The 20,528-nt window shown below is 44.3% G+C and carries 13 protein-coding genes; 7 read left to right on the forward strand and 6 right to left on the reverse strand.

Going from position 1 to position 20,528, the window contains the following annotated elements; translation table 11 throughout:
* Positions 1-6: 6 nt before the first annotated feature.
* Positions 7-1,038, reverse strand: a complete 1,032-nt coding sequence (locus IRJ16_RS01965; protein WP_194109831.1) for an aldose epimerase family protein — start codon at positions 1,036-1,038, stop codon at positions 7-9.
* A gap of 260 nt (positions 1,039-1,298) precedes the next feature.
* Here IRJ16_RS01965 and IRJ16_RS01970 point away from each other — a divergent pair, with 260 nt between their 5' ends.
* Positions 1,299-2,189, forward strand: a complete 891-nt coding sequence (locus IRJ16_RS01970; RefSeq protein ID WP_194109832.1) for an AraC family transcriptional regulator — start codon at positions 1,299-1,301, stop codon at positions 2,187-2,189.
* 4 nt (positions 2,190-2,193) lie between these two features.
* On the opposite strand, the gene xerD is transcribed toward IRJ16_RS01970, so the two are convergent.
* The gene (gene xerD, locus IRJ16_RS01975) at positions 2,194-3,093 is read right to left on the reverse strand and encodes a site-specific tyrosine recombinase XerD (protein WP_194109833.1); all 900 of its coding nucleotides are present in this window, start codon (positions 3,091-3,093) and stop codon (positions 2,194-2,196) included.
* Positions 3,094-3,122: 29 nt separating this feature from the next.
* Here xerD and aroQ point away from each other — a divergent pair, with 29 nt between their 5' ends.
* Complete coding sequence (gene aroQ, locus IRJ16_RS01980; RefSeq protein ID WP_194109834.1) at positions 3,123-3,539, forward strand: type II 3-dehydroquinate dehydratase; 417 nt, start codon at positions 3,123-3,125, stop codon at positions 3,537-3,539.
* 80 nt (positions 3,540-3,619) lie between these two features.
* Here the strand turns inward: aroQ and IRJ16_RS01985 are convergent, their stop codons facing one another.
* Positions 3,620-5,929, reverse strand: a complete 2,310-nt coding sequence (locus IRJ16_RS01985; protein WP_194109835.1) for a redoxin domain-containing protein — start codon at positions 5,927-5,929, stop codon at positions 3,620-3,622.
* Positions 5,930-6,082: 153 nt separating this feature from the next.
* Between IRJ16_RS01985 and IRJ16_RS01990 the strand changes: the two genes are divergently transcribed.
* The 5 genes from IRJ16_RS01990 to IRJ16_RS02010 all read left to right on the forward strand — a co-directional run bounded on the left by IRJ16_RS01990 (position 6,083) and on the right by IRJ16_RS02010 (position 15,719).
* Positions 6,083-8,578: a mechanosensitive ion channel family protein gene (locus IRJ16_RS01990; RefSeq protein WP_194109836.1), complete on the forward strand. Its 2,496-nt coding sequence runs from the start codon at positions 6,083-6,085 to the stop codon at positions 8,576-8,578.
* Between the two features lie 50 nt (positions 8,579-8,628).
* On the forward strand, positions 8,629-9,582 hold the full coding sequence (locus tag IRJ16_RS01995) for a hypothetical protein (RefSeq protein WP_194109837.1): 954 nt from the start codon (positions 8,629-8,631) through the stop codon (positions 9,580-9,582).
* 125 nt (positions 9,583-9,707) lie between these two features.
* A complete protein-coding gene (locus tag IRJ16_RS02000) occupies positions 9,708-12,437 on the forward strand; it encodes a carboxypeptidase regulatory-like domain-containing protein (RefSeq protein WP_194109838.1) in 2,730 nt (909 codons plus the stop codon).
* A gap of 83 nt (positions 12,438-12,520) precedes the next feature.
* On the forward strand, positions 12,521-13,126 hold the full coding sequence (locus IRJ16_RS02005) for a TetR/AcrR family transcriptional regulator (RefSeq protein WP_194109839.1): 606 nt from the start codon (positions 12,521-12,523) through the stop codon (positions 13,124-13,126).
* Positions 13,127-13,433: 307 nt separating this feature from the next.
* Positions 13,434-15,719: a PAS domain-containing sensor histidine kinase gene (locus IRJ16_RS02010; protein WP_194109840.1), complete on the forward strand. Its 2,286-nt coding sequence runs from the start codon at positions 13,434-13,436 to the stop codon at positions 15,717-15,719.
* A gap of 51 nt (positions 15,720-15,770) precedes the next feature.
* Here the strand turns inward: IRJ16_RS02010 and IRJ16_RS02015 are convergent, their stop codons facing one another.
* From IRJ16_RS02015 to IRJ16_RS02025, 3 genes are all read right to left on the reverse strand, one after another.
* Positions 15,771-17,081 carry a TolC family protein gene (locus tag IRJ16_RS02015; protein WP_194109841.1) on the reverse strand — a complete coding sequence of 437 codons (1,311 nt, stop codon included), beginning with the start codon at positions 17,079-17,081 and terminating at the stop codon, positions 15,771-15,773.
* Between the two features lie 7 nt (positions 17,082-17,088).
* Positions 17,089-17,766, reverse strand: coding sequence for an ABC transporter ATP-binding protein (locus IRJ16_RS02020; RefSeq protein ID WP_194109842.1), 678 nt, complete (start codon positions 17,764-17,766; stop codon positions 17,089-17,091).
* A gap of 315 nt (positions 17,767-18,081) precedes the next feature.
* Positions 18,082-20,493 (reverse strand): ABC transporter permease, encoded by a 2,412-nt coding sequence (locus IRJ16_RS02025; protein ID WP_194109843.1) that lies wholly within the window; start codon positions 20,491-20,493, stop codon positions 18,082-18,084.
* Between the last annotated feature and the right edge of the window lie 35 nt (positions 20,494-20,528).

The raw sequence follows: 20,528 nt of genomic DNA on the forward strand, positions 1-20,528 counted from the left end.
TGGTTATTATTGGTCTGTTCCGAATTTAAACTTGATGTACTGATCATAAACTTGGTGCTTTGGCAGCAAGGCCGACGGAAATTCAGGACGGTTCATGGCATCGGGATAAAGCTGGCATTCGAGGCACAAGCCGCCGAAAGGTTGATAGGAGTCGCCTTGATGACCAGGCTGCGCGCTCAACAGATAGTCGCCGGTGTAAACAAATAAGCCGGGGTACGAGGTATCGATAGTAAGTAATCGACCGGATGTCTGCTCGCTCAACTTGACGGAAAACCTGTTTTGGACTTTTAATTCGTCATCAAGGATGTAATAACTGTTGATGCCATCGCCTACTTCCGGTTTATGTCCGATCTTATCAGCGATCGTATTACCCTTGAATAACAACTCCCCCGCTTCCACGATGTTCCCGGTAGGGATATAGTTGCGATCAGATTCGACGATAGACCTCCCGCTGATCGTCAACTGATGCCCGAGTATATCAGCCTTACCTGATAAATTAAAATAGGCGTGGTTGGTCAAATTAACATAGGTGTCCGCGTCGGCAACGGCTTGATAACGCATCGTCAATTGGTTATCGTCGGTCCAATTATAGGTCACCCTCAAATTCAAACTGCCCGGGAAACCGCCGGAATCGTCAGTATCGTCTAGCGTTAAGACCAATTCGTTGTAGTGTATCTCAAAACCAAACATTTTACTGTTAAAACCTGCCGCGCCACTGTGATTGGAGTTAGGGCCATCGTTCGCATCAAGCTGATAGGTTTCCTCGTTTAATTCAAAACGCGCGTTGCTAATACGGTTGGCGTAGCGACCTATGGTTGAGCCGATGTAACAGTTATCCTTTAGGTAACTATAAAGATCTGCAAAACCCAAAACAACACTACCGAGTTGACCCGCTCTGTCGGGCACCATTATATTCACTAAAGTTGCGCCATAATTAGACACCTCGATATAAGCACCGGAACTATTCCTTAAGCAGAACAGATACACCGGCTGATCGCCTATATTACTCCAGGGGCGATATGTTATACGCTCGGTCATTATACTGTTACCGCTTTAACTTAGTGTTTTTAAATGGCATAAATTGGTTTGATAAAAGTAGAATGATAAGCTGTTAACTGAAATGGATTTTATTAATTATTAGATGGATTATCTGATCATTGGCGTTATGACCATTCATTTACCGACCGATGCACATTTTAAAGCCAAAACAAGAACTAATATATTTGACCAACAGGCATCCTCTAAATTTAAAAGATGTTACATTTTGATCTATATTGCCACCGATAAGGTAGACAACAATGACCGCACATCCAGATAAAAAAATCGAAGAAGGTTTTATTGGCCAGCGGATGATCGTGTTGCCACCTGATGTTAAAAGACAGATAAACAGCAACACGCTGATCAGTTCGTTTTATCTTACGGCGATCGGATATTATCCCAAAGCGATCTATCACGATCGCGAACGTAAGCAGGGCATTAACGAGTATATTTTACTCTATTGTACCGAAGGCGAGGGGTACGTGAACATTGTCGAAATAGAACAGAAACTGACCGCCAACAGCTTTGTGATCATCCCTAAAGATACAGCACACCATTACCGAAGTTCGGACAGCTTGCCATGGAGTATTTATTGGATACATTTTAGCGGCAATAATGCAGATGCGCTGTATCGGCGATATTCAGAACAAGATGCAGCAGATGTTCAACACATTCCATACGATAAAAATAAGATAATGCTTTTTGACCGGGTTTTCACCATATTGGATCACGGTTTTGATGAGACCAGACTGGAGATAGCCAACATAGATCTGCTGGGGTTTATAGCATCGTTAGTTTATCATAAAGTGTCCGACATAGCTACCTCTGATACCGATACGGTAAGCCAGTCGATCAGTTTCATGAAAGAGCATCTTGGGAAAAAGCTGACCATAAACCAACTGGCCGATCAAAGCGCATTATCCGTTTCGCATTATTCCCGTCTTTTTAAGCAAAGGACAGGTTCATCGCCAATTGATCATTTTAATTTGCTGAAGATACAGCAGTCGTGCCAGCAGCTTTATTTTACCGATCTTAGCGTTAAAGAAATAGCCGCTACTTTAGGGTTTGACGATCAATATTATTTCTCCAGACTATTCACTAAATTGATGGGTGTTTCGCCAATGAAGTATCGTAATGCGCATAAACGATAGTTGATCAACTCCGCGGGTGGAAGTCCTTGATCGTACTCTTTAAAAATTCCCTGTCCAAGTGGGTATAGATCTCTGTAGTAGTAATACTCTCATGTCCCAATAATTCCTGCACAGCGCGAAGATCGGCCCCGCCTTCGATCAAATAGGTAGCGAACGAATGCCTAAAGGTATGCGGGCCAATGGGCTTTTTATAACCAATAGCGTTGGCCAAGCGCTTAATGATGGTAAAGATCATCTCACGGGTGAGGTGAGCCCCTCTCCTGTTCAGGAAAACAAAATCCTCCTCCCCTTTTTTGATCGGGCTATGTACGCGTATCTGCTCCAAGTATATCTCTAAAGCTTTTTTAGCATGACTTCCTATCGGCACTAAACGCTCTTTACTGCCTTTGCCGGTCACTTTAACAAAGTCGATATTGAGATAGAGGTTCGATATTTTGAGCGTGGTCAATTCAGATACCCGCAATCCGCAACTGAACAGTACCTCGATGATCGCTTTATTGCGTGTCCCTTCGGGTTTAGATAGGTCTATCGCCGCTATCAATTTTTCTATATCGGGCAGGGTTAGCACATCAGGTAGCTTGCGACTGGTCTTGGGCGCTTCAAGTAGCTCGGTCGGGTTTTTGGTGATCAGTTCTTCGGTCAGCAGGTATTTGTAGAACGCCTTGATGCCGGAGATGATACGCGCTTGCGAGGTTGGGATCATCCCCAATTCGAATACCCAAACTATAAATGCACGCAGTTCGGTCAGCGTTATCTGCAGCGGACCAATTGGTGCGGACAGGGTTTCGGTGTATTGGTATAGCTTCTCTACATCGCGCTCGTAAGCCATGATGCTATTAGCCGACAAGGAACGCTCCAATTTTAAATACGACTTAAAACCTTTTATTGCCGCCTGCCAATCCAAATGCTGTTTTATTTATTAAGTTTGATGCGATGAAGATACAAATTATAAATGGCCCCAACTTAAACCTACTTGGGGTGAGGGAAAAGTCCATTTATGGCGACAGCGATTTTGCGACCTATTTCGAGTCGTTAAAAGTACGCTTTCCTGAGCATGAGTTAAGCTATTATCAAAGCAATAAAGAAGGCGAACTGATAGATAAACTGCACGAAGTTGGTTTTGATCTTGATGGCATCGTATTGAACGCCGCCGCCTATACACACACCTCAATTGCTATTGCTGATGCTATCGCTGCCATTAAAACGCCGGTAATAGAAGTGCATATCTCTAACGTGCACAAGCGCGAAGAGTTTCGCCATAAGTCTATGATCGCTGCTAATTGCAAAGGCGTGATCGCAGGTTTTGGATTAGATTCCTATCGTTTAGCGATAGAACATTTGATCGGATAAATATAGGTCATCGATAAAAGACCAATAAAAAAAGCTGCTATAAGTGATGATCACTTATAGCGGCTTTTCTGTTTCAGCAACTACATCGCGCTGAAACTCTTGATCACCCCTCTCCAATCTTTACCAAAATCAACCTTGATCATTTTCCCTTCAGGTGATATGATGATCTTTGACGGGTATCCGCTGATCTTATAGTTGCCTTGTACCTTACCGTCGGACATGGCTACCGGCAGGCTGTATTTATTCTCTTCTAAAAAATCTTTTACTTTTTTGTCGGTATCATAGCAAGATATGCTCAGGAAATCCACGTTAGGATATTTTCCTTCAGCAACCTCGGTACTGAATTTGTTTACCACGGGCAATTCCTCGCGGCATGGGCCGCACCAGGTTCCCCAAAAATCAAGCACCAGCCATTTGCCTTTATGATCGGCAAGGGCGTACGGTTTGCCGTCCCAACCCTTCATAGCAAAGTCAGGCGCAATGGCCCATTGGGTCATGATCTTGTCGGTGAAGAACTTTTTAAAATCCCTGTCCGGAAACTTTTGGGTATACAATTTCTTTGTTTCCTCAATGTTCTCGGGCATGGCATTTACATGCTCGGCAAACATCGCCAGGGCTTCATCCTCATTGCCAGACTTCAATAATTTCTCGATGAACAATTCGCGATAGCTTTCTTTGGTCTTCAGAAAAACCCTGTCATAAAAACTGGTGTAAGCCTTCTCTTTTGGTGAACGCGGCGAATACTTGGCAGCAATGGCTAAGGACTTAACCGCACTGGCATCACCCGCTTTCTCCTGGGCCAAATACTTTAAGTAATATGCACCCGCCAACATATTTTGATCGGCATAGCGGCGGGTGTTGGTGGTGTCGTCGGCATAGCGTTGTAAGCGGGCTATCGTGTTGGCGAGATAGGCGTTAGATTTAGCGGTATCCGTTGTTTTTGCAAGCAATTGGTAAACCAACAAAGCGTACCGGCTACCATTACCTGCAAGTATCTCTTTGTCGGTCATCTTGGCAAACTCGTCGGCGGTCCTACTTAACAGAGCAGCGTCGTTACTTTGCTTTTTAGCCGTAGCCCATAACGATAATGGTCGGATCACTTCAGTATATTTTGGATCTTTGGTCGCCATACCTAAACGTAATAGCTCGTAATGGTCTTTTTTGCGTCGGTCATAAGCTACGCGGTCGTCGATATCTTCAGCATCCCAGTCGGTAAAACCTTGCGAAAAAGAATGATCCACCCAACTTTCAAAAGCTTCGGTCTTAGAAGCATGTAAAGTAGTTTGATAGGCATATTGCGGCCCTTTTTTTTCTAAAGCGCTACTTAATTTATTGTGCAGATGTATCCTGTCGCCTTCTATGAACTTATCCGGCGTATTTACCAGCAGGCTATCATAAACTTTATAACCGTGATTGCCCCTGATGCTTTGGACAGCCGACAGCACGGCCTTTACGTAATACGGATCATTAGCCAAACGCTGATCCATATTTTTGGCCATTTTATAAATCTTGGCAGAATCAGGTGCGGTGCCTTTCTTTAATGAATTACTCCACGAACTCATCCTGACCGCCATATTCATCCAGGCGGTATCGATCGGCCTACGTACTTTCGGCGCGCTAAGGGTTTGCGTGTTTTCCACCTGTATATCCATCACGTTACCTTTTACATTAGCTTCGGGGCCTACTTTGTATTTGGTGTCTTGCTTTTTAAGGGCGCTTTGCACCAGGCCGGTCTTTGCGTCAAGCACATAACGTTTAACAAATTTGGTGCTATCATTCTTTATGGTCGACTGCATGGTGACCGTATTAGCCGTGGTACTGATCTGCTTGAAAGGTGCATCAGTCGTTTTCGCTTCCGGACCTCGCTTTGGCGTAGCGGTCTTTGCATCCGACGAGCCGGTATAGAACATATCAGCTATCGTTTGCCTTAGGCCACTTTCCTGGTTGGCCAATTGTTGTTTAGTGATATCATCTTCCACATCCCAAGCCTTTAATCCGGCTTGTAAAGCTTCCTTAGCGCCGGTGATGCTAACCACCTCGCCTTTCGGGCTCATTGTCACGGTAAACGGTTTGTTCAGCATAGCTAAGGGACCAATAACGGCAGTGGTATAAAATCCGGTATTCTTGATAGAGTCAGTATTTAACAGGGTTTTCTTAGCATAAAAGTCGTAGATGCTTATGTTCACTAATTTCGCTTCAAGGATATTGTTTCCGGCTTTGTCTTTCCCTAAAGACTTAAAGGCGTAGGTGAATTTTTGGTCGTCTTTAAAGGTGCCACCTTGCTTGTTGTGCGTGGCTATTTCAAAAGTATGTCCGTTAGGGATATTCAGCTTTTGAGCTTTAGCGGCAAAAGGCAGGCAAAATAGTGTCAGGTAAATATAAGGTTTCATTGTGCGGTTTATTATTAAGATAAACATCGGTAAAAATTGTTACAGCAGGCATGTTTGTTAACAAACATTAACATAATTGATGAGGCGTTATAGTTAAAGAAATAGATTTTTTAAAACGATCTGCTATGTTTTCACGTTAAGCGGTTGACTATCATGATAAAGCTGCGCAGACCGATCTTTTACCTATTCCTCACGGCATTTTCGCTCATTACTTTTCATTATGATGCTAATGCGCAGGTCCGGTCAAAAAAAGCGACTTCGGTACGTGATTCATTACGAAAAAGTATCCTTAAGCGGGATTCTTTAATGCGTACACTAAAGCGTTCGGATACTTCGGTAAATAGTTTTTTACAAAAGGTAGAGTATTACAATACCAATTTTAGTAGGATAAAGAACGGGCTTACACGCGGCATAGATACCGCCGAGATAAGCCAGCTGCTCCCCCGCTTTGAGAAAAGACTGGTCACCATCAAGAAACTGATCGATAACGATAACTCCAGTAATTTACGTTACCTCTACACCATTCGCGATCTGCTTACCCGCAGCGATGATCAGCTGGACGAATGGCAGGACAAACTTTCGGAGATGAGCGCCAAGCTTATCCAATCCGAAAAAGAGTTACAGTTGATGCACAAAGATTCGTTGTTATCCGGTATACCTGCCGATAGTACATTATTGATCACACTACTGGCTCAAAAAGCTGCTATTGAGAGAAAATGGGAACAGTTAGATATACTGAACAAAAAATTGCTGATCAGAATTGGCTTACTGCAAAATAGGGTAGCCGTAGTTTATATCACCATACTGGACCATAAAGACCAGGTCAACACCAACATCCATAATTTTGGTATCAGGGCATTATCCCGCGAGGTTAGCTACATCTGGAACATGGGACCGGCACCGGGCATCACTTTCGCATCTGCAATGAATGCATCCATAGCAATGAACACCAAATTGCTCAACTTTATGGTTAACCGGGATACCCTGATACACCTTTGCAGCGTATTGTTGTTCGTTATCTTCTTTATCTGGATATATTTTAATCGCCGAAAGGTGATGTTGGTGCGGGGCTCCCCACGCGAAATATTGGCTCAGACAACCTATGCATCGCGTTATCCCCTTATGGCATCATTGCTGATAGCAACTGTTATCGCTCCGAATTTTTATGATCATCCGCCGGTGGTCTTTTTGGAGAGTATTTTTCTGGTAATGATGATGGCTACCCTTTTTCTGGTGAAAAAGACAGATCGTACGAGCATATTCAGTTTTTTGCACCCATTGTTTTGGATCACGGTGGCATTCAGTATAAGTAATTTATTTATACAAGTATCTAATACTGATAGGCTGGGTATTTTACTATTGTCCATTGGAGCTGTTTTAGTAGCGTTACGTTTTTTAAACATCGTAAAACAAACACCCGAGCAATACTTGCCATACACGCGCAATATCCTGCGAATTTTTATCGGCTTGCAGATAGCATCCATTATCTGTAACATTTTAGGCCGGTTCAGTCTGGCTAAGATCATCGGGATCGTATCGGTATACAATCTTTGGTTGGCCCTGGGGCTTTATTTGATGGTACAGATAATTATGGAAAGCCTTTTTCTGCAACTAGAGGCCAACAAAAAAAATAACGGCATCAGTTCGTATCTCGATTTTAAAATTCTACAAAAAAAACTGCGCAGTATCCTCAACCTCATTGCCGTGGTGCTTTGGGTGATCATGCTTACGCAAAATTTAAGCATCGAGGATCTGGCATTCGATTATATCAAAGATGTGCTTAATCGCTCGCACCAGATCGGGGGAACCGCGCTCACTATCGGAAGTATCATCATGTTCATTGCTGTACTTTGGCTGTCGTCGATAATAGCTAAAGTGATAACCTACCTCTACGATTTTGCCGGGCAACATCGCGAGGAAGGGGTATCTAAACGCAAAGCCCGTACATCTATGCTGCTTATTAAGATCGGTATATTTACCGCCGGTTTTGTGATCGCGGTTGCAGCATCTGGTGTGCCTATGGATAAGGTGACCATTATTATAAGTGCCCTTGGTGTGGGTATCGGTTTTGGTTTGCAGAACATCGTAAATAATTTGGTTTCGGGCTTGATACTCGCTTTTGAGAAACCGGTACAAGTAGGCGACCTCATCGAAGTGGATAAGCAGTCAGGCCGCATAACCGATATTGGGATAAGATCCAGCCGCATTGCCACCAGCGACGGCGCCGAAGTGATCATTCCTAACGGCGACCTCATATCCCGCCATGTTACTAACTGGACGCTTAGCAACGATAACCGCCGGGTAGAACTGATCATTGGTGTAGCCTATGGGTCGGACATTGCGAAAGTGAAGGAAATACTGACGGGATTGATCAGCAACCGCGATGATATCATGAAAGATCCGCCACCGCTGGTTTTTGTCCATAACCTTAACGAGAACTCGGTCGACTTTAGGATGCTGTTCTGGGCATCCGACATTGGTTTTTGGCTGCAATTAAAAAGCAGTGTACTTACCGATATTTATAATTCGCTTCACGAGGCCGGCATTGACATACCTTTCCCCCAGAAAGAGGTTTACTTACATCTCGCAGATAACGAACGGTTGAAAGTAGTGCAAGCCAAACCAACAGAAAAACCATCCGAAACTTAGAAACAGGAATTAAAAAAATGGGCGGTGTTTGCTATCTTCGGCCCAACACCATGAATTTTCAGCTGAATAGATATACATCCGTCATTTTACTGCTCACCTGCTTGCTGTTGGCCGCTTGCGACCAGCCAAAACCACCGCAGGAGCCGGTAGAAAAAAAGAAACCACAAGCATCACTTAAAAAGTATCAGAACATCCGCTACACCGAAGTTAGGCGATACTTCAATACCGGTTACTCGCTTACCGAGAAAGGCTATATGCTGGAACCCAACTGGCGACTATCTTTCGTGTCCGAAGATTCAGCCAATATCTATAACCCAAGGCGAAAGATGTTCGTGAATACCCCGCTTATTCATGATCATGATTCGGTCTTTAATATCGCCTGGGCTTATCTACGCTTAAAATATGCCAGTAAGGATAGCATAATTTTTCAGGTATTACGTACTGAGGGTAAGGTGGTACATAACGAAACATCTAATGTTTATATGATGCTTTACGCTGATGACTATATCCGGAATGTGTTGCATAAGGATCCGTTAAGCATGCAAGTGGCTACCCCGCGTGATTCGGCATTGGTGCGCAGGCTTACCGCCGAAGCAAGTAAAGATCCGTCGAAGGCGTTTGCCGCACGAAAGATGGTCAGCATTACCAGCAGATCGCCTATGGTGAAGGTGAAGCGCGTGTTAAACGATGACAGATCGACCGAAGAGAAGATGGTGAACGATTCGCCGCCGATAGATTATCTATCGCCGGAGTATGAGATAACGGTCAACAAAGCTTACGCTGATTTTTCTTATTACTTTACCATTTATGTGGATGCGAACGGAAAGATGATCTACGCCAAGTATATGGTACCGTTAGATCCGCCTTTCTCTGAAGATTATCCTTACATCATTAAAAAATTGATGGAAGGCTATATGAAGGCCTATCTTAACATTACGCCGGGCAGCACTTACGGCATTGCGCATACCAGCGAGGTGATCATCAGGTTATCGGGCAAAAAGTAGTATTAACCATATAAGGCCTACCCTTTAGGGATTTTTGTAAAAATTTGTTAAATAAACCCGCTTAATTTACGTTGTAGAACATATAACGCTATATTGAGCGACCCATATTCTGTTTTTATTGACCGATGACTTATAAAAGACTTTTACTTTCCATTTTCCTGACGCTGGTTACCGCCGTTTCAGCCTTAGCGCAACGCGATACCGTTTCATTAAATACCATCCTCACTAAATCGGTAAAGTTCTCTAACGATTACCCTTTAGAGAAAGTCCACGTTCATTTTGATAAGCCCTGCTATGTAGCTGGAGATACCGTTTGGCTAAAAGTTTACACCACGGTAGATATCCACATGCCCACCTTACTTAGCAAGGTGGTTTATGTAGATGTTTATAACGACAGGGATTCGTTAGTGAGCAACCTTAAATTGCCCTTGGTAAACAGTAGTGCTTCCGGCATGATCCCCTTAGACCCGAAAGTGCATAAGCAAGGCAATTATCGACTTAGAGCTTACACCAACTGGATGCTGAATTTTGATGCGGCGTATCTTTTCACCAAGGTACTTACCATAGGTAACCCCATCAATAACGATGTACTTACGTCAATAAAATTCAACACTGCTGCTACAGGTACACAACCGCCAATAGTTACAGCTAACATACTATTTAAAGACGCGTCTGGCGCTCCTTATATCAACAAAAAGGTTAACTGGCGCATGGAATTTAATCATGATGAGATAGCTAAAGGCAAAGGCACTACCGATGCCAAAGGCTACCTTACCGTTACCTTACCTCCTACTCCCTCCATTACATTAAGCGGGGCCACATTGTTTACCTCGTTAGATGTGCCTGAATTAAAAAACCCCAACGCTGCGTTCCCTTTAAAAAGTACAGCGCCAAATAAGGATGTACAGTTTTTTGCCGAAGGCGGTCAGTTACTTGCCGGCGTTGCCTGCAAGGTGGCTTTTAAAGCGATCAAGTCGGATGGTTTGGGTATCGACTTGAAAGGTACAATTACCGATAATGCGGGCCAAACCGTAGCCTCATTAGCTTCGCAGCACTTAGGCATGGGTGTGGTTGCTTTTACTCCTGAATTGGGCAAAACCTACAAAGCGGCTGTTACTTTTGCCGATGGTACTACAGGCAGTTACGATCTGCCGCGTGTACAAGGTAGCGGCATCGCATTAACAGTTTCGGCTAATAACGATGAGAACTTGAGCATCCGCGTTTTGTCGACGGATGCCTACTTAAAGGCTAATTCGGGCAAGACCTTTTATCTGGTGGCACAGGCAGGTGGCTTTGTGCGCTTTGCTGCGCAGACCGTTATTGATAAACCTGTTTACATTGCCAATATCCCTAAAAACAAATTTCAATCGGGCACGGTGCAACTGACCTTGTTCGGCCCTAACGGTTACCCGATCAGCGAGCGTATGGCTTTTGTTAAAGCTAAGGATATGATGGTCATTACCATGACCTCAGATAAACTTTTGTACAATCGTCGCCAGCCCGTAAAACTTACGCTTACCGCTAAGAGTGGCGGTGTGCCTACTGAAGCTAACCTATCTGTATCGGTAATAGATGAGAAGAAAGTACCTGTGGAAGATGACGCCGAGAACGGGATCCTTAGCAACCTGCTGTTAACATCAGATATTAAAGGCTACATAGAAAAACCCGGCTATTACATGGCCAAAAATGATGAGCCAACCAATGCCGACCTGGACGTGTTGATGATGACGCAAGGTTATCGCAAGTTCTCGTTCCGCGATGTTTTGGCTAACCGTAACCCTAAAGTGACCGTAATGCCAGAGGACGGTATTTCCGTTACAGGCACTTTGCGTAACCGTACCGGCCTGCCGGTGTTTAAAGGTAACGTACGCCTGCTTGTGCCCGAACGTAACATAGCGATGCAGGCGCTTACCAATTCCGACGGTCAATTCAGGTTCAGCAATATTATGGTAGGCGACTCTTTAAAAGCTACCGTTACCGCTAAGGATAACCCTAACCCAAATACGCTGATGGTGATGGTTGATCAGGTGATGTCGCCGGCGATTACGCGTATCAATACGCTGCCTGATGAAAAAATGAACATAGATAGCGCCATGCGCCCTTATCTGGACAACAATAAGCGTATATATGCCAATTCCCGCCAGTTGAGCGAGGTAACCATTAAAGCGTCCAATACGCCAAAGCAATTGGGGCACTTTAGCCATCCATCACTTACGGGCTTAAATCCGGTGCCTAATCATATTGTTGATGGCTCGCGTTTTCAAAAGTGCCCCAGCTTTATTAGCTGCCTGCAAAGCATGGCCTTGGGATTGACCTGGGTAGATCAAACCCTTTATCTTACCCGCGCTTTCAGTACCGGTAATAAACGACCTATGGACGCTTACGTTGACGGCTTGCAGATAGATATGAGCTACCTGGCCACTATGAGCGGCGATGACGTGGAGAACGTTGAGGTATTCTTTAATGACGGTACCAGCGGTATCAATCAACGTAACGGAACTCTTGGTATCATTGTGATTAACAAAAAGAAAAAACCGAAAGGACAAAAGATATCCCTGGCCGAACTTCAAAAGATGTTCCCGCAGCCTTACCAAACACTGATCGATCCGCACGGCTATTCAGAGAACAAAGAATTTTACTCGCCAAAGTATGATGTAACCAAACCCGCAACCGGCGGTGCAGATCTGCGTACTACTATTTACTGGAATCCTAAGGTAACCACCGATAAAGCGACCGGAGCAACTACACTTAATTTCTTTAACTCTGACGGTGTAGGATCTTACAGGGCAATTGTTGAAGGTATTGATAAGGACGGCAATATTGGCCGGTACATCTATCGGTACAAGGTTCAATAAACCAACGATATTATAGAAAAGGGAGCCGCTGGTTCCCTTTTTTGTTTCTGCAATATTTATATACTAAATGGTATATTTACATTATGGACAAGAAACTTTCTAAAGCCCAGCGTACCCGTCAATTCATTATCGAAACAACCGCGCCTATCTTTAATGTAAAGGGGTACGAAGGTACGTCCATGTCGGATATTACCGAAGCTACCGGATTGACCAAGGGGAGCATCTACGGAAATTTCGAGAACAAGGAGGAAGTTGCCCTTGCGGCCTTTGATCATAACTACGGCATCATTAAAAAAGCCATTACCGAAGAGATAGCCCGTTGCCGCAGTTATCAGGAAAAGCTGATGGTTTACGCTAACGTTTACCATAGTTTTAATGGCCACTCCGAATTTATTAAAGGTGGCTGCCCTATCCTGAACACCGCCGTTGAGGCCGACGATACTAACCCTCCCCTTCGCGGCAAAGCCGCAAGCGCCATACAAAGCTGGCGCAACGCGATCATGAACCTGATCAAAGCCGGGGCAGCTTCAGGAGAATTTAAAAGTGACATAGATCTTGAGCGGACCGCGCTATCGGTGATCGCCCTAATAGAAGGCGGCGTGATGCTGTCCAAAGTAACACACAACCATGCTAACCTGGATCAGGTATTAAAAACGGTAGCCATTATTATAAACGAGTTAAAAGCATAGCGGCCTTCGGCAAACTTCATCCTATATTCTTCGTTCATTTTGTTCATTATTGAAATATCGGCAATCGTAAGTGGTTAAGTAACGGCCAGATATCTACGCTAATTGTACTTTATTAAATGCAAACAACTATCTCGTAATCAACAATTTGACGAACCATTGTTTCTGTGCGTTTACCCTTACTCTCCATCCAAAACAAAAACCAATACGATCAGTTGTCCACTGTACTTAACTATTGAGCAATAGTAATTTGCAGGCCAATTTAAAATATTCTAATTTGGAATATTAACGACTTAAACAAGAGATCACGGTGACTTTAGGATCAGAGCTATATAACTTCTCTAACAACCATCTAAACGAAAAGATATCGCAACTGATCATCAATAGTATAGAGGACCATGCCATATTTGTACTGGACCCCAATGGCTTTATTATGACCTGGAACCCGGGAGCCGAGAACATTACCGGCTTTACCGCCGGCGAGGCCCTCGGTAAGCATTTTTCTGTTTTTTATACCGACGAGGATAAACACCACAACGTAGCAAATACTGACCTCACCCTGGCCCTGCGCAACAATAAATATGAGACCGAAGGTTGGCGTGTAAAAAAAGATGGCACCCGTTTTTGGGCCGATAACACCATTACTACCCTTTACAGCGAGAATGGCCGCTTATTGGGTTTCACAAAGGTTACCTGCGATGCCACGTACCGAAAATTGAGCGATGATCACAAATCGCGCATGTCGGCCGAGTTAGAGCGGCGCATTGTTAGTAAAGATAAAGCCGCTATATCCGAGCAGAGGAGGTTCCGTAAACTGATAGAGAATAGTTACGACGGGATATCTCTTTTTGATAAGGACCTGCAAGTATTTTACCGCAGCCGCTCGGCCGAGCGGATAGTGGGCTGGAATAATATGGAGCGCACCGAGCGCGAAATAGAAGACCTAATCCATCCTGAAGATATCGATATCGTTAACCAAACCTTTGCCGATGTTTTCGCGCATCCGGATAGGCCGGTCATCTCTCAATACCGTACTAAACACAAGCAAGGCCATTACATTTGGGTAGAATCGCTCATCAGCAATAAACTACAGGACGCGGACATTAATGCGATCGTTTGCAATTTCAGGGACGTGACCGAACGTGTACAAGCTGAAGCCCGCATTAGGGAGCGCAACCACCGCATAGACGAGATATTGGAGAGTATGACCGATGGCTTTATATCATTGGATAAAGACTTTAGATACACCTATGTTAACAGACAGATAGGCGAAATGATCGGCTACGACCAGCGTACACTTATCGGCAAAAACATTTGGAACGTATTTCCCGAGGCCGTCGGATCGGCCACCTTTGATGCTTTCCGGCAGGCCATGCTTACGCAACGATACACCTGGAACGAGGACTATTATGCTCCCCTGCAACTTTGGCAAGAGAACCATATCTATCCGTCTAAACATGGTCTATCAATATTTATACGCGACATAACCGAGCGTAAATTGGCCGAGGCATCCATGCTTCGGTCCGAATCTAATTTGAGATCGATATTTGAGAATACCGACCTGGCTATGATACTGTTCGATGCCGGTGCCAATGTGGTATCGTTCAATAACAACGCGGCCATATTATCTGAACGGCATTTTCACAAGACGCTTAAAGCTGGGATGCCCGCTATGCATTATGCATCGATCACGCGCAGGCAAAGTGTCGAAAATATATTTGATGAAATACGCACGCGGTCGCCTATCGTTTACGAGGTATCCTATCCCCTGCCTGATAATGTCACGGCTTGGTTTGAGGTGCGTTGGGTGAATGTAACTAACGAGGAGAACGCATCCATCGGCGTTTTACTATCCTTAAAGAACATTACCGATAAAAAACTGGCCGAGTTAGAGCGCGAACGCGTCACCAAAGACCTGATACAACGCAACAAAGACCTTGAGCAGTTCACTTACATCGTATCGCATAACCTGCGCGCGCCGGTTGCTAATATTAAGGGGCTTACTAACTTGTTAGATGGCTTACCTTGCAATGAAGAGACTGATGAGACCCTAAAACTGTTGTCGACCTCGATAACTCAACTGGATACCATTATTATGGATCTGAACAACATATTACAGGTAAGCAGCGAGGCTAATGATACGTTAGAAAAGGTGTCGCTAATATCGTTGGTAGAAAAGATAGAATCGGCAACTAGCTTGCTGATCAAAAAGAATAATGCCATTATCACCTACGATTTTAACGAGCTACCTACGCTGATGAGCATCAAAAGCTACCTATACAGCATCTTCCAAAATCTGGTGGTCAACAGCATCAAATTCCGCAAGGCGGATGTGGATCCCGTGATCAGTATCACCAGCAAGACCGACGGCACAAAGGCTATTATCTTTTTCGAGGACAATGGCAAAGGCATCGACCTGCAAAAACAACAGGCACACTTATTTGGACTTTACAAACGTTTTGACATGAGTGTTGGGGGGAAAGGCATGGGCCTGTTTATGGTAAAGATGCAGACCGAAAGGCTCGGTGGCAAGATCCATATCGAAAGCGAACCTGATAAGGGCACCACTTTTAAATTAGAGTTCCCTCTAAAATAACAACAGCCCATCGATCATTTTACAACGATCGATAGGCTGTTTAAAGATCTATCAAAAGGACATTTTACCCTGATAGTAGTCTAATATTTTGGTGCGGATAAAGTAATCGTAGCGGGCATTGATCAGATTTATTTTAGCACGGTCCATGTTTACTTTGGCATTCAGAAAATCTACCGAGTTTAATACTCCCTCGTTAAATTTCACGTCAGCTATACGGAAAGATTCGCTAAAGGCGGCCACTTGTTCGGCTGTGATCTGGTAACGCTCGTAAGCCATGGTCATTTGCACGTGGGCTTTTTCTATTTGTTGTTTTAGCGAAACTTTGGTGGCCTCGCTGGTGTACCTGGCATTTTGCAGGTCTATTTTGGCTAATGATACCTGGTTACGCTGCCTAAAATTACTTAGGATGGGAATACGCAGACCTAAACCTACACCTGTACCATAGTTATTTCGGATCTGGTTATCGTAACTACCGGCAGACCCGCTTGAATATTGGGTACTGATGCCCGCGTTAAAACCTAAACTGGGATACAGGTAACCTTTGGTAGCGGCCAACCCTTTTTCGGCACTTTTCACACGCAGGTCGGCAGCTTGGATCTGGGCAAATTGAGATATTGCGGCGTTATACACCTGGCTTGCCGTAAGATCGTAATTGCCGGGCAATTCATCAGCAGTTAAGCGTACCAGCGCTATCTCTTTATCAAAAGGCACATTCATGATCTGGAAAAGATCCAATTTGCTGGAATAAATGGCACTTCTGCTGGTCACCAGATTGATCTTACTGCCTGCGGTTTCGCCGCGCAGATCATACAGATCTTGCGGCTGCACGTTACCGTCTTTGTTCAAGATCTCGCGGCGCTCAAGCGTTTTTTGCGATACGGCCAACTGGTTTTGCGATTGCGTGTACTGATCTTGACTGTTCATTACCTGCAAATAGGTGGTAATAACATTAAGGCTGATATTATTTTTGGCCTGCTGATAATCTAATTTGCCGGCCTGGTAATCTAACGATGTTTGTTTGATGCTATTTATCAAAGCCAAACCATTAAATACAGTAACGTCGCTACCCAAGCTATAGCTACCATTAAATACCTGCCTGTTAACGTAGGTAAGATCGGCCGTTTGGCTACGCCCGCTATTGATAGAGTGGTTGGCATTGCCGCTTAAAGTAGGTAACAGGTTTTCGCGGGCTTGCTGATAATAGATCCGTCGACGCTCCATTTGCAACTCGCTTTGTCTAACATCAAGGTTATTCTTAATGGCAATATCGATGCACTGCTGTAGTGTGTAAACAGAGTCGGTCTGCGCCGTGGCCGTGGCAGAGCAAAAAATAAGTATCAGTAAAAATTTAAAGTAGCGCATTGCAAAATTAAAGTTTGGTAGACGAGTCTATCCTACCATCAAGCAGGTTGATGATACGTGACCCATAAGTAGCATTTTTTTCGGAGTGGGTTACTTGGACAATGGTAACACCATGGCTTTTATTAAGCGTTTGAAAAATCTCCATGATCTCTTCGCCTTGTTTAGAGTTCAGGTTACCTGTAGGCTCATCGGCCAATATCAGTTTAGGCTGAGCGATCAGCGCACGGGCTACGCCTACCAACTGTTGTTGACCGCCTGACAGTTGCGCCGGAAACAGGTCCTTTTTGCCTACGATCTGGAAACGGTCCAGCATATCAGCCACCAGCGCTTTACGCTCGGCACCTTTAATATCCTGGTAGATCAGCGGGGTCTCGATGTTCTCGTAAACGGTCAGTTCGTCGATCAGGTGGTACGCCTGGAACACAAAGCCGATATACTGCTTGTAAAGCGCCGACCGTTGTTTCTCTTTAAGATTATGTACCGGCTGCCCCATAAAGTAATGGAAACCCTCGTTAGGCTCATCAAGCATGCCTATGATGTTCAGCAAGGTAGACTTTCCCGAACCTGAAGGCCCCATGATGGATACAAACTCGCCTTCTTCTATATCAAGGCTAATGTCGTTCAGCACAAAGTTTTTGTTGCCGCCGTTCTGATAGAATTTAGATATGTGTTGTAGTGATAACATTAATGTGTTTGGTTTGAATTAATAATTGAACTGTTTATCGTTCTAAAATATCCCATATTCACCACTTCCCTATCATCAATAACGTACCAAACCAAATAACAACTGAATATCAACAAGTTAAAAAGGAAGTAACAGCCGTACACCGTACGCTAACGCAACAAAAGCGTTCGGTTATGATACAGGTTGGGGTGGGAAGTCCGGAGTCTGGAGTCTAAAGTCAAAAGTCTTAAGTACGAAGTCGAAAGAGTGCGAACAATTCGAACCTTAGGTTTCGGACCCTTGACTTAAGACTTCTGACTTTCGGCTTCAGACTTACTATTCGCTCCTCAAACTATTTACCGGGTTAGCCATAGCGGCTTTAACAGAACGGAAACTGAGCGTAACAAAGGCTATCAGCAAAGATATCCCCGCTGCTAATGCAAATATCCACCAGTTAATTTGAATGTGATAAGCAAAATCCTGCAACCATCTGTCCATCATGTACCATGCTATGGGCGACGCGATGACCATAGATATGATGACCAACTGCAGAAACTCGACAGACAGAAGTGCCGTTATATTAGCGACACTCGCGCCCAGCACTTTGCGGATACCGATCTCTTTAACGCGATTTTGTACGGTGAGCGATATCAGACCGAACAACCCTAAACATGCAATTACAATAGCCAGTACAGCGAACGTACCGAACATCTCTCCTACCTTTTTATCGGCTGAGTATAATTGTTGCAGCTTGTCGTCGACAAACTTAAAGTCGAAATTTTGCTCGGGATAGAACTGCGACCATTTCTTTTGAATAAAGGCAAGCGTTTGCTGCGTATTTTGGGGTGAAATGCGAATATACATTTGCCCGAATTCCTTATTGGCGCTGCAACGGATAACTACCGCAGGAATCTTTTCGTGCAGGTTCAATCCGTTAAAGTTTTGCACTTTCCCTATCACTGTGCCGTGTAGCGCGCCCTTTTTTATCTGCAAATTATCTTGATATTTAATACCCATCATGGCTAAGGCTTCCTCATTCAATATAATGGGCCGCCTAACCATAAATGCGCTATGATCAGCCTTACCGGCTGCCCTGGCTTTATCAAATAGCGAGTCGATATTAAGCACATCCGATTGTATGCTACGCGAAAAATCGCGCCCTTGCTGTACCTTAATACCCATCGTTTTGATAAAATCGGGATCCGCATCTACAAACTGGAATTTCCAGGTCTTAGTGGTATCCGTCTCGTTATTCATTGTTGCCCATGCACCAAAGTGGACACCGGTTTCCCAACTGGCAACGGTGATACCTTTAATGCCTTCATGCTGCTTCAATTCATTTTTAAAGGTAGCCACGTGGCTGTCCATCATGTAAAATGGCACAGCTATCAGGTTATCCTTATCAAACCCAAGTCTGGTATTATTCACAAATCTTAGTTGCTGATAGATCACTAATGTGCAAACGATGAGCACACCCGTGATCACAAATTGTACCGCCACCAATACCTTGCGCAAACTAACGTTGACGCCCAGCTTAACAGTGCCTTTAATTACACTGGCGGTTTTTATTTTTGACAATATGAACGACGGATACAAGCCTGATAAAAACCCGAACAGCAGAATAATGAACAACATGGCCAAAGCCGACCAACCATCAAATAAAGAGACTTCTTTTGCAGCCGGGCCAATCAATCCCGACAGCATGGGGAACGCTGCCTTAGCCAATATTGCACCCAGCAGCGAGCATACTACAAAAAACAGGAAAGACTCCGACAAAAACTGCATGATCAACTGTCGTTTAACCGCCCCTAATACTTTACGTACGCCGATCTCTCGCGCACGCTGGATAGAGCGGGCCGTGGTAAGATTGATATAGTTGATACAAGCCACAAACAGGATCAATAAAGCGATACTGGAGAAGATGTAAATGTATTTGATATCGCCGTTGGGCATCATTTCATCTTCGGTATGGGAGTACAAATGGATGGAAGTGACCGGTTGCAGGGCTATTTCAACCTCGGGCGGGAATCCATACTTTTTGTAGATGCTTTTAAACTGTTCTTGAACTACACTTGCCGTCGCCTTATTATTCAGCAATATGTATTGAGATACCGAACTATAAGCACGCCAATTTAACGGCTCGTTTAACGACCAGGAATAGATCACATCGGCTTTAAAGTGAGTATTGGCCGGGATGTCTGCTATCACACCAGATATCAGCAGATCGCGTTTACCCTGTATACTGTAAATGCTTTTACCCACCACATTTGGTACACCCGGAAAGTATTTTTCGGCTGTACTTTGGGTGATGACGACGTTGTGCCGTTCGGCCAAAGCTTTTTCCGGCGCCCCCTGTAAAAAGGTAAAATTGAAAAGTTTAAAAAAATCGGGCGATGCACTTATCTGGTCAAGTTCTACCATTTCGCCCTTGTGCTTGATCTTTAACTTGCCGTTGCTTACACTGCTATAAGCCGTAACAGCGGGGAATTCCTTTTTATAAACGTCAGCCAAACCACTCGGAAGGTCAAGGCGGGTCTCATCCTCGCCATTTTCTTTGGTCTGCATCGTCAGGCGGTAAACGTTGGGCGAATTGGAGTAACTCTTATCATACGATAGCTCGAACCTCACATAGGCCAAGATCATTAGCACGCTGGCTAAACCAACCGCCAGGCCAAGCAGGTTTATGAATGAGAAGGTCCTATCGCGCCACAGCGATCGCATCGCTATCTTAAAATAATTACGGAACATAGTGATCTGGTTAAGGATATAAATAATTAAAGTAT

The sequence above is a fragment of the Mucilaginibacter myungsuensis genome, from assembly GCF_015222005.1.
GTDB lineage: Bacteria > Bacteroidota > Bacteroidia > Sphingobacteriales > Sphingobacteriaceae > Mucilaginibacter > Mucilaginibacter myungsuensis.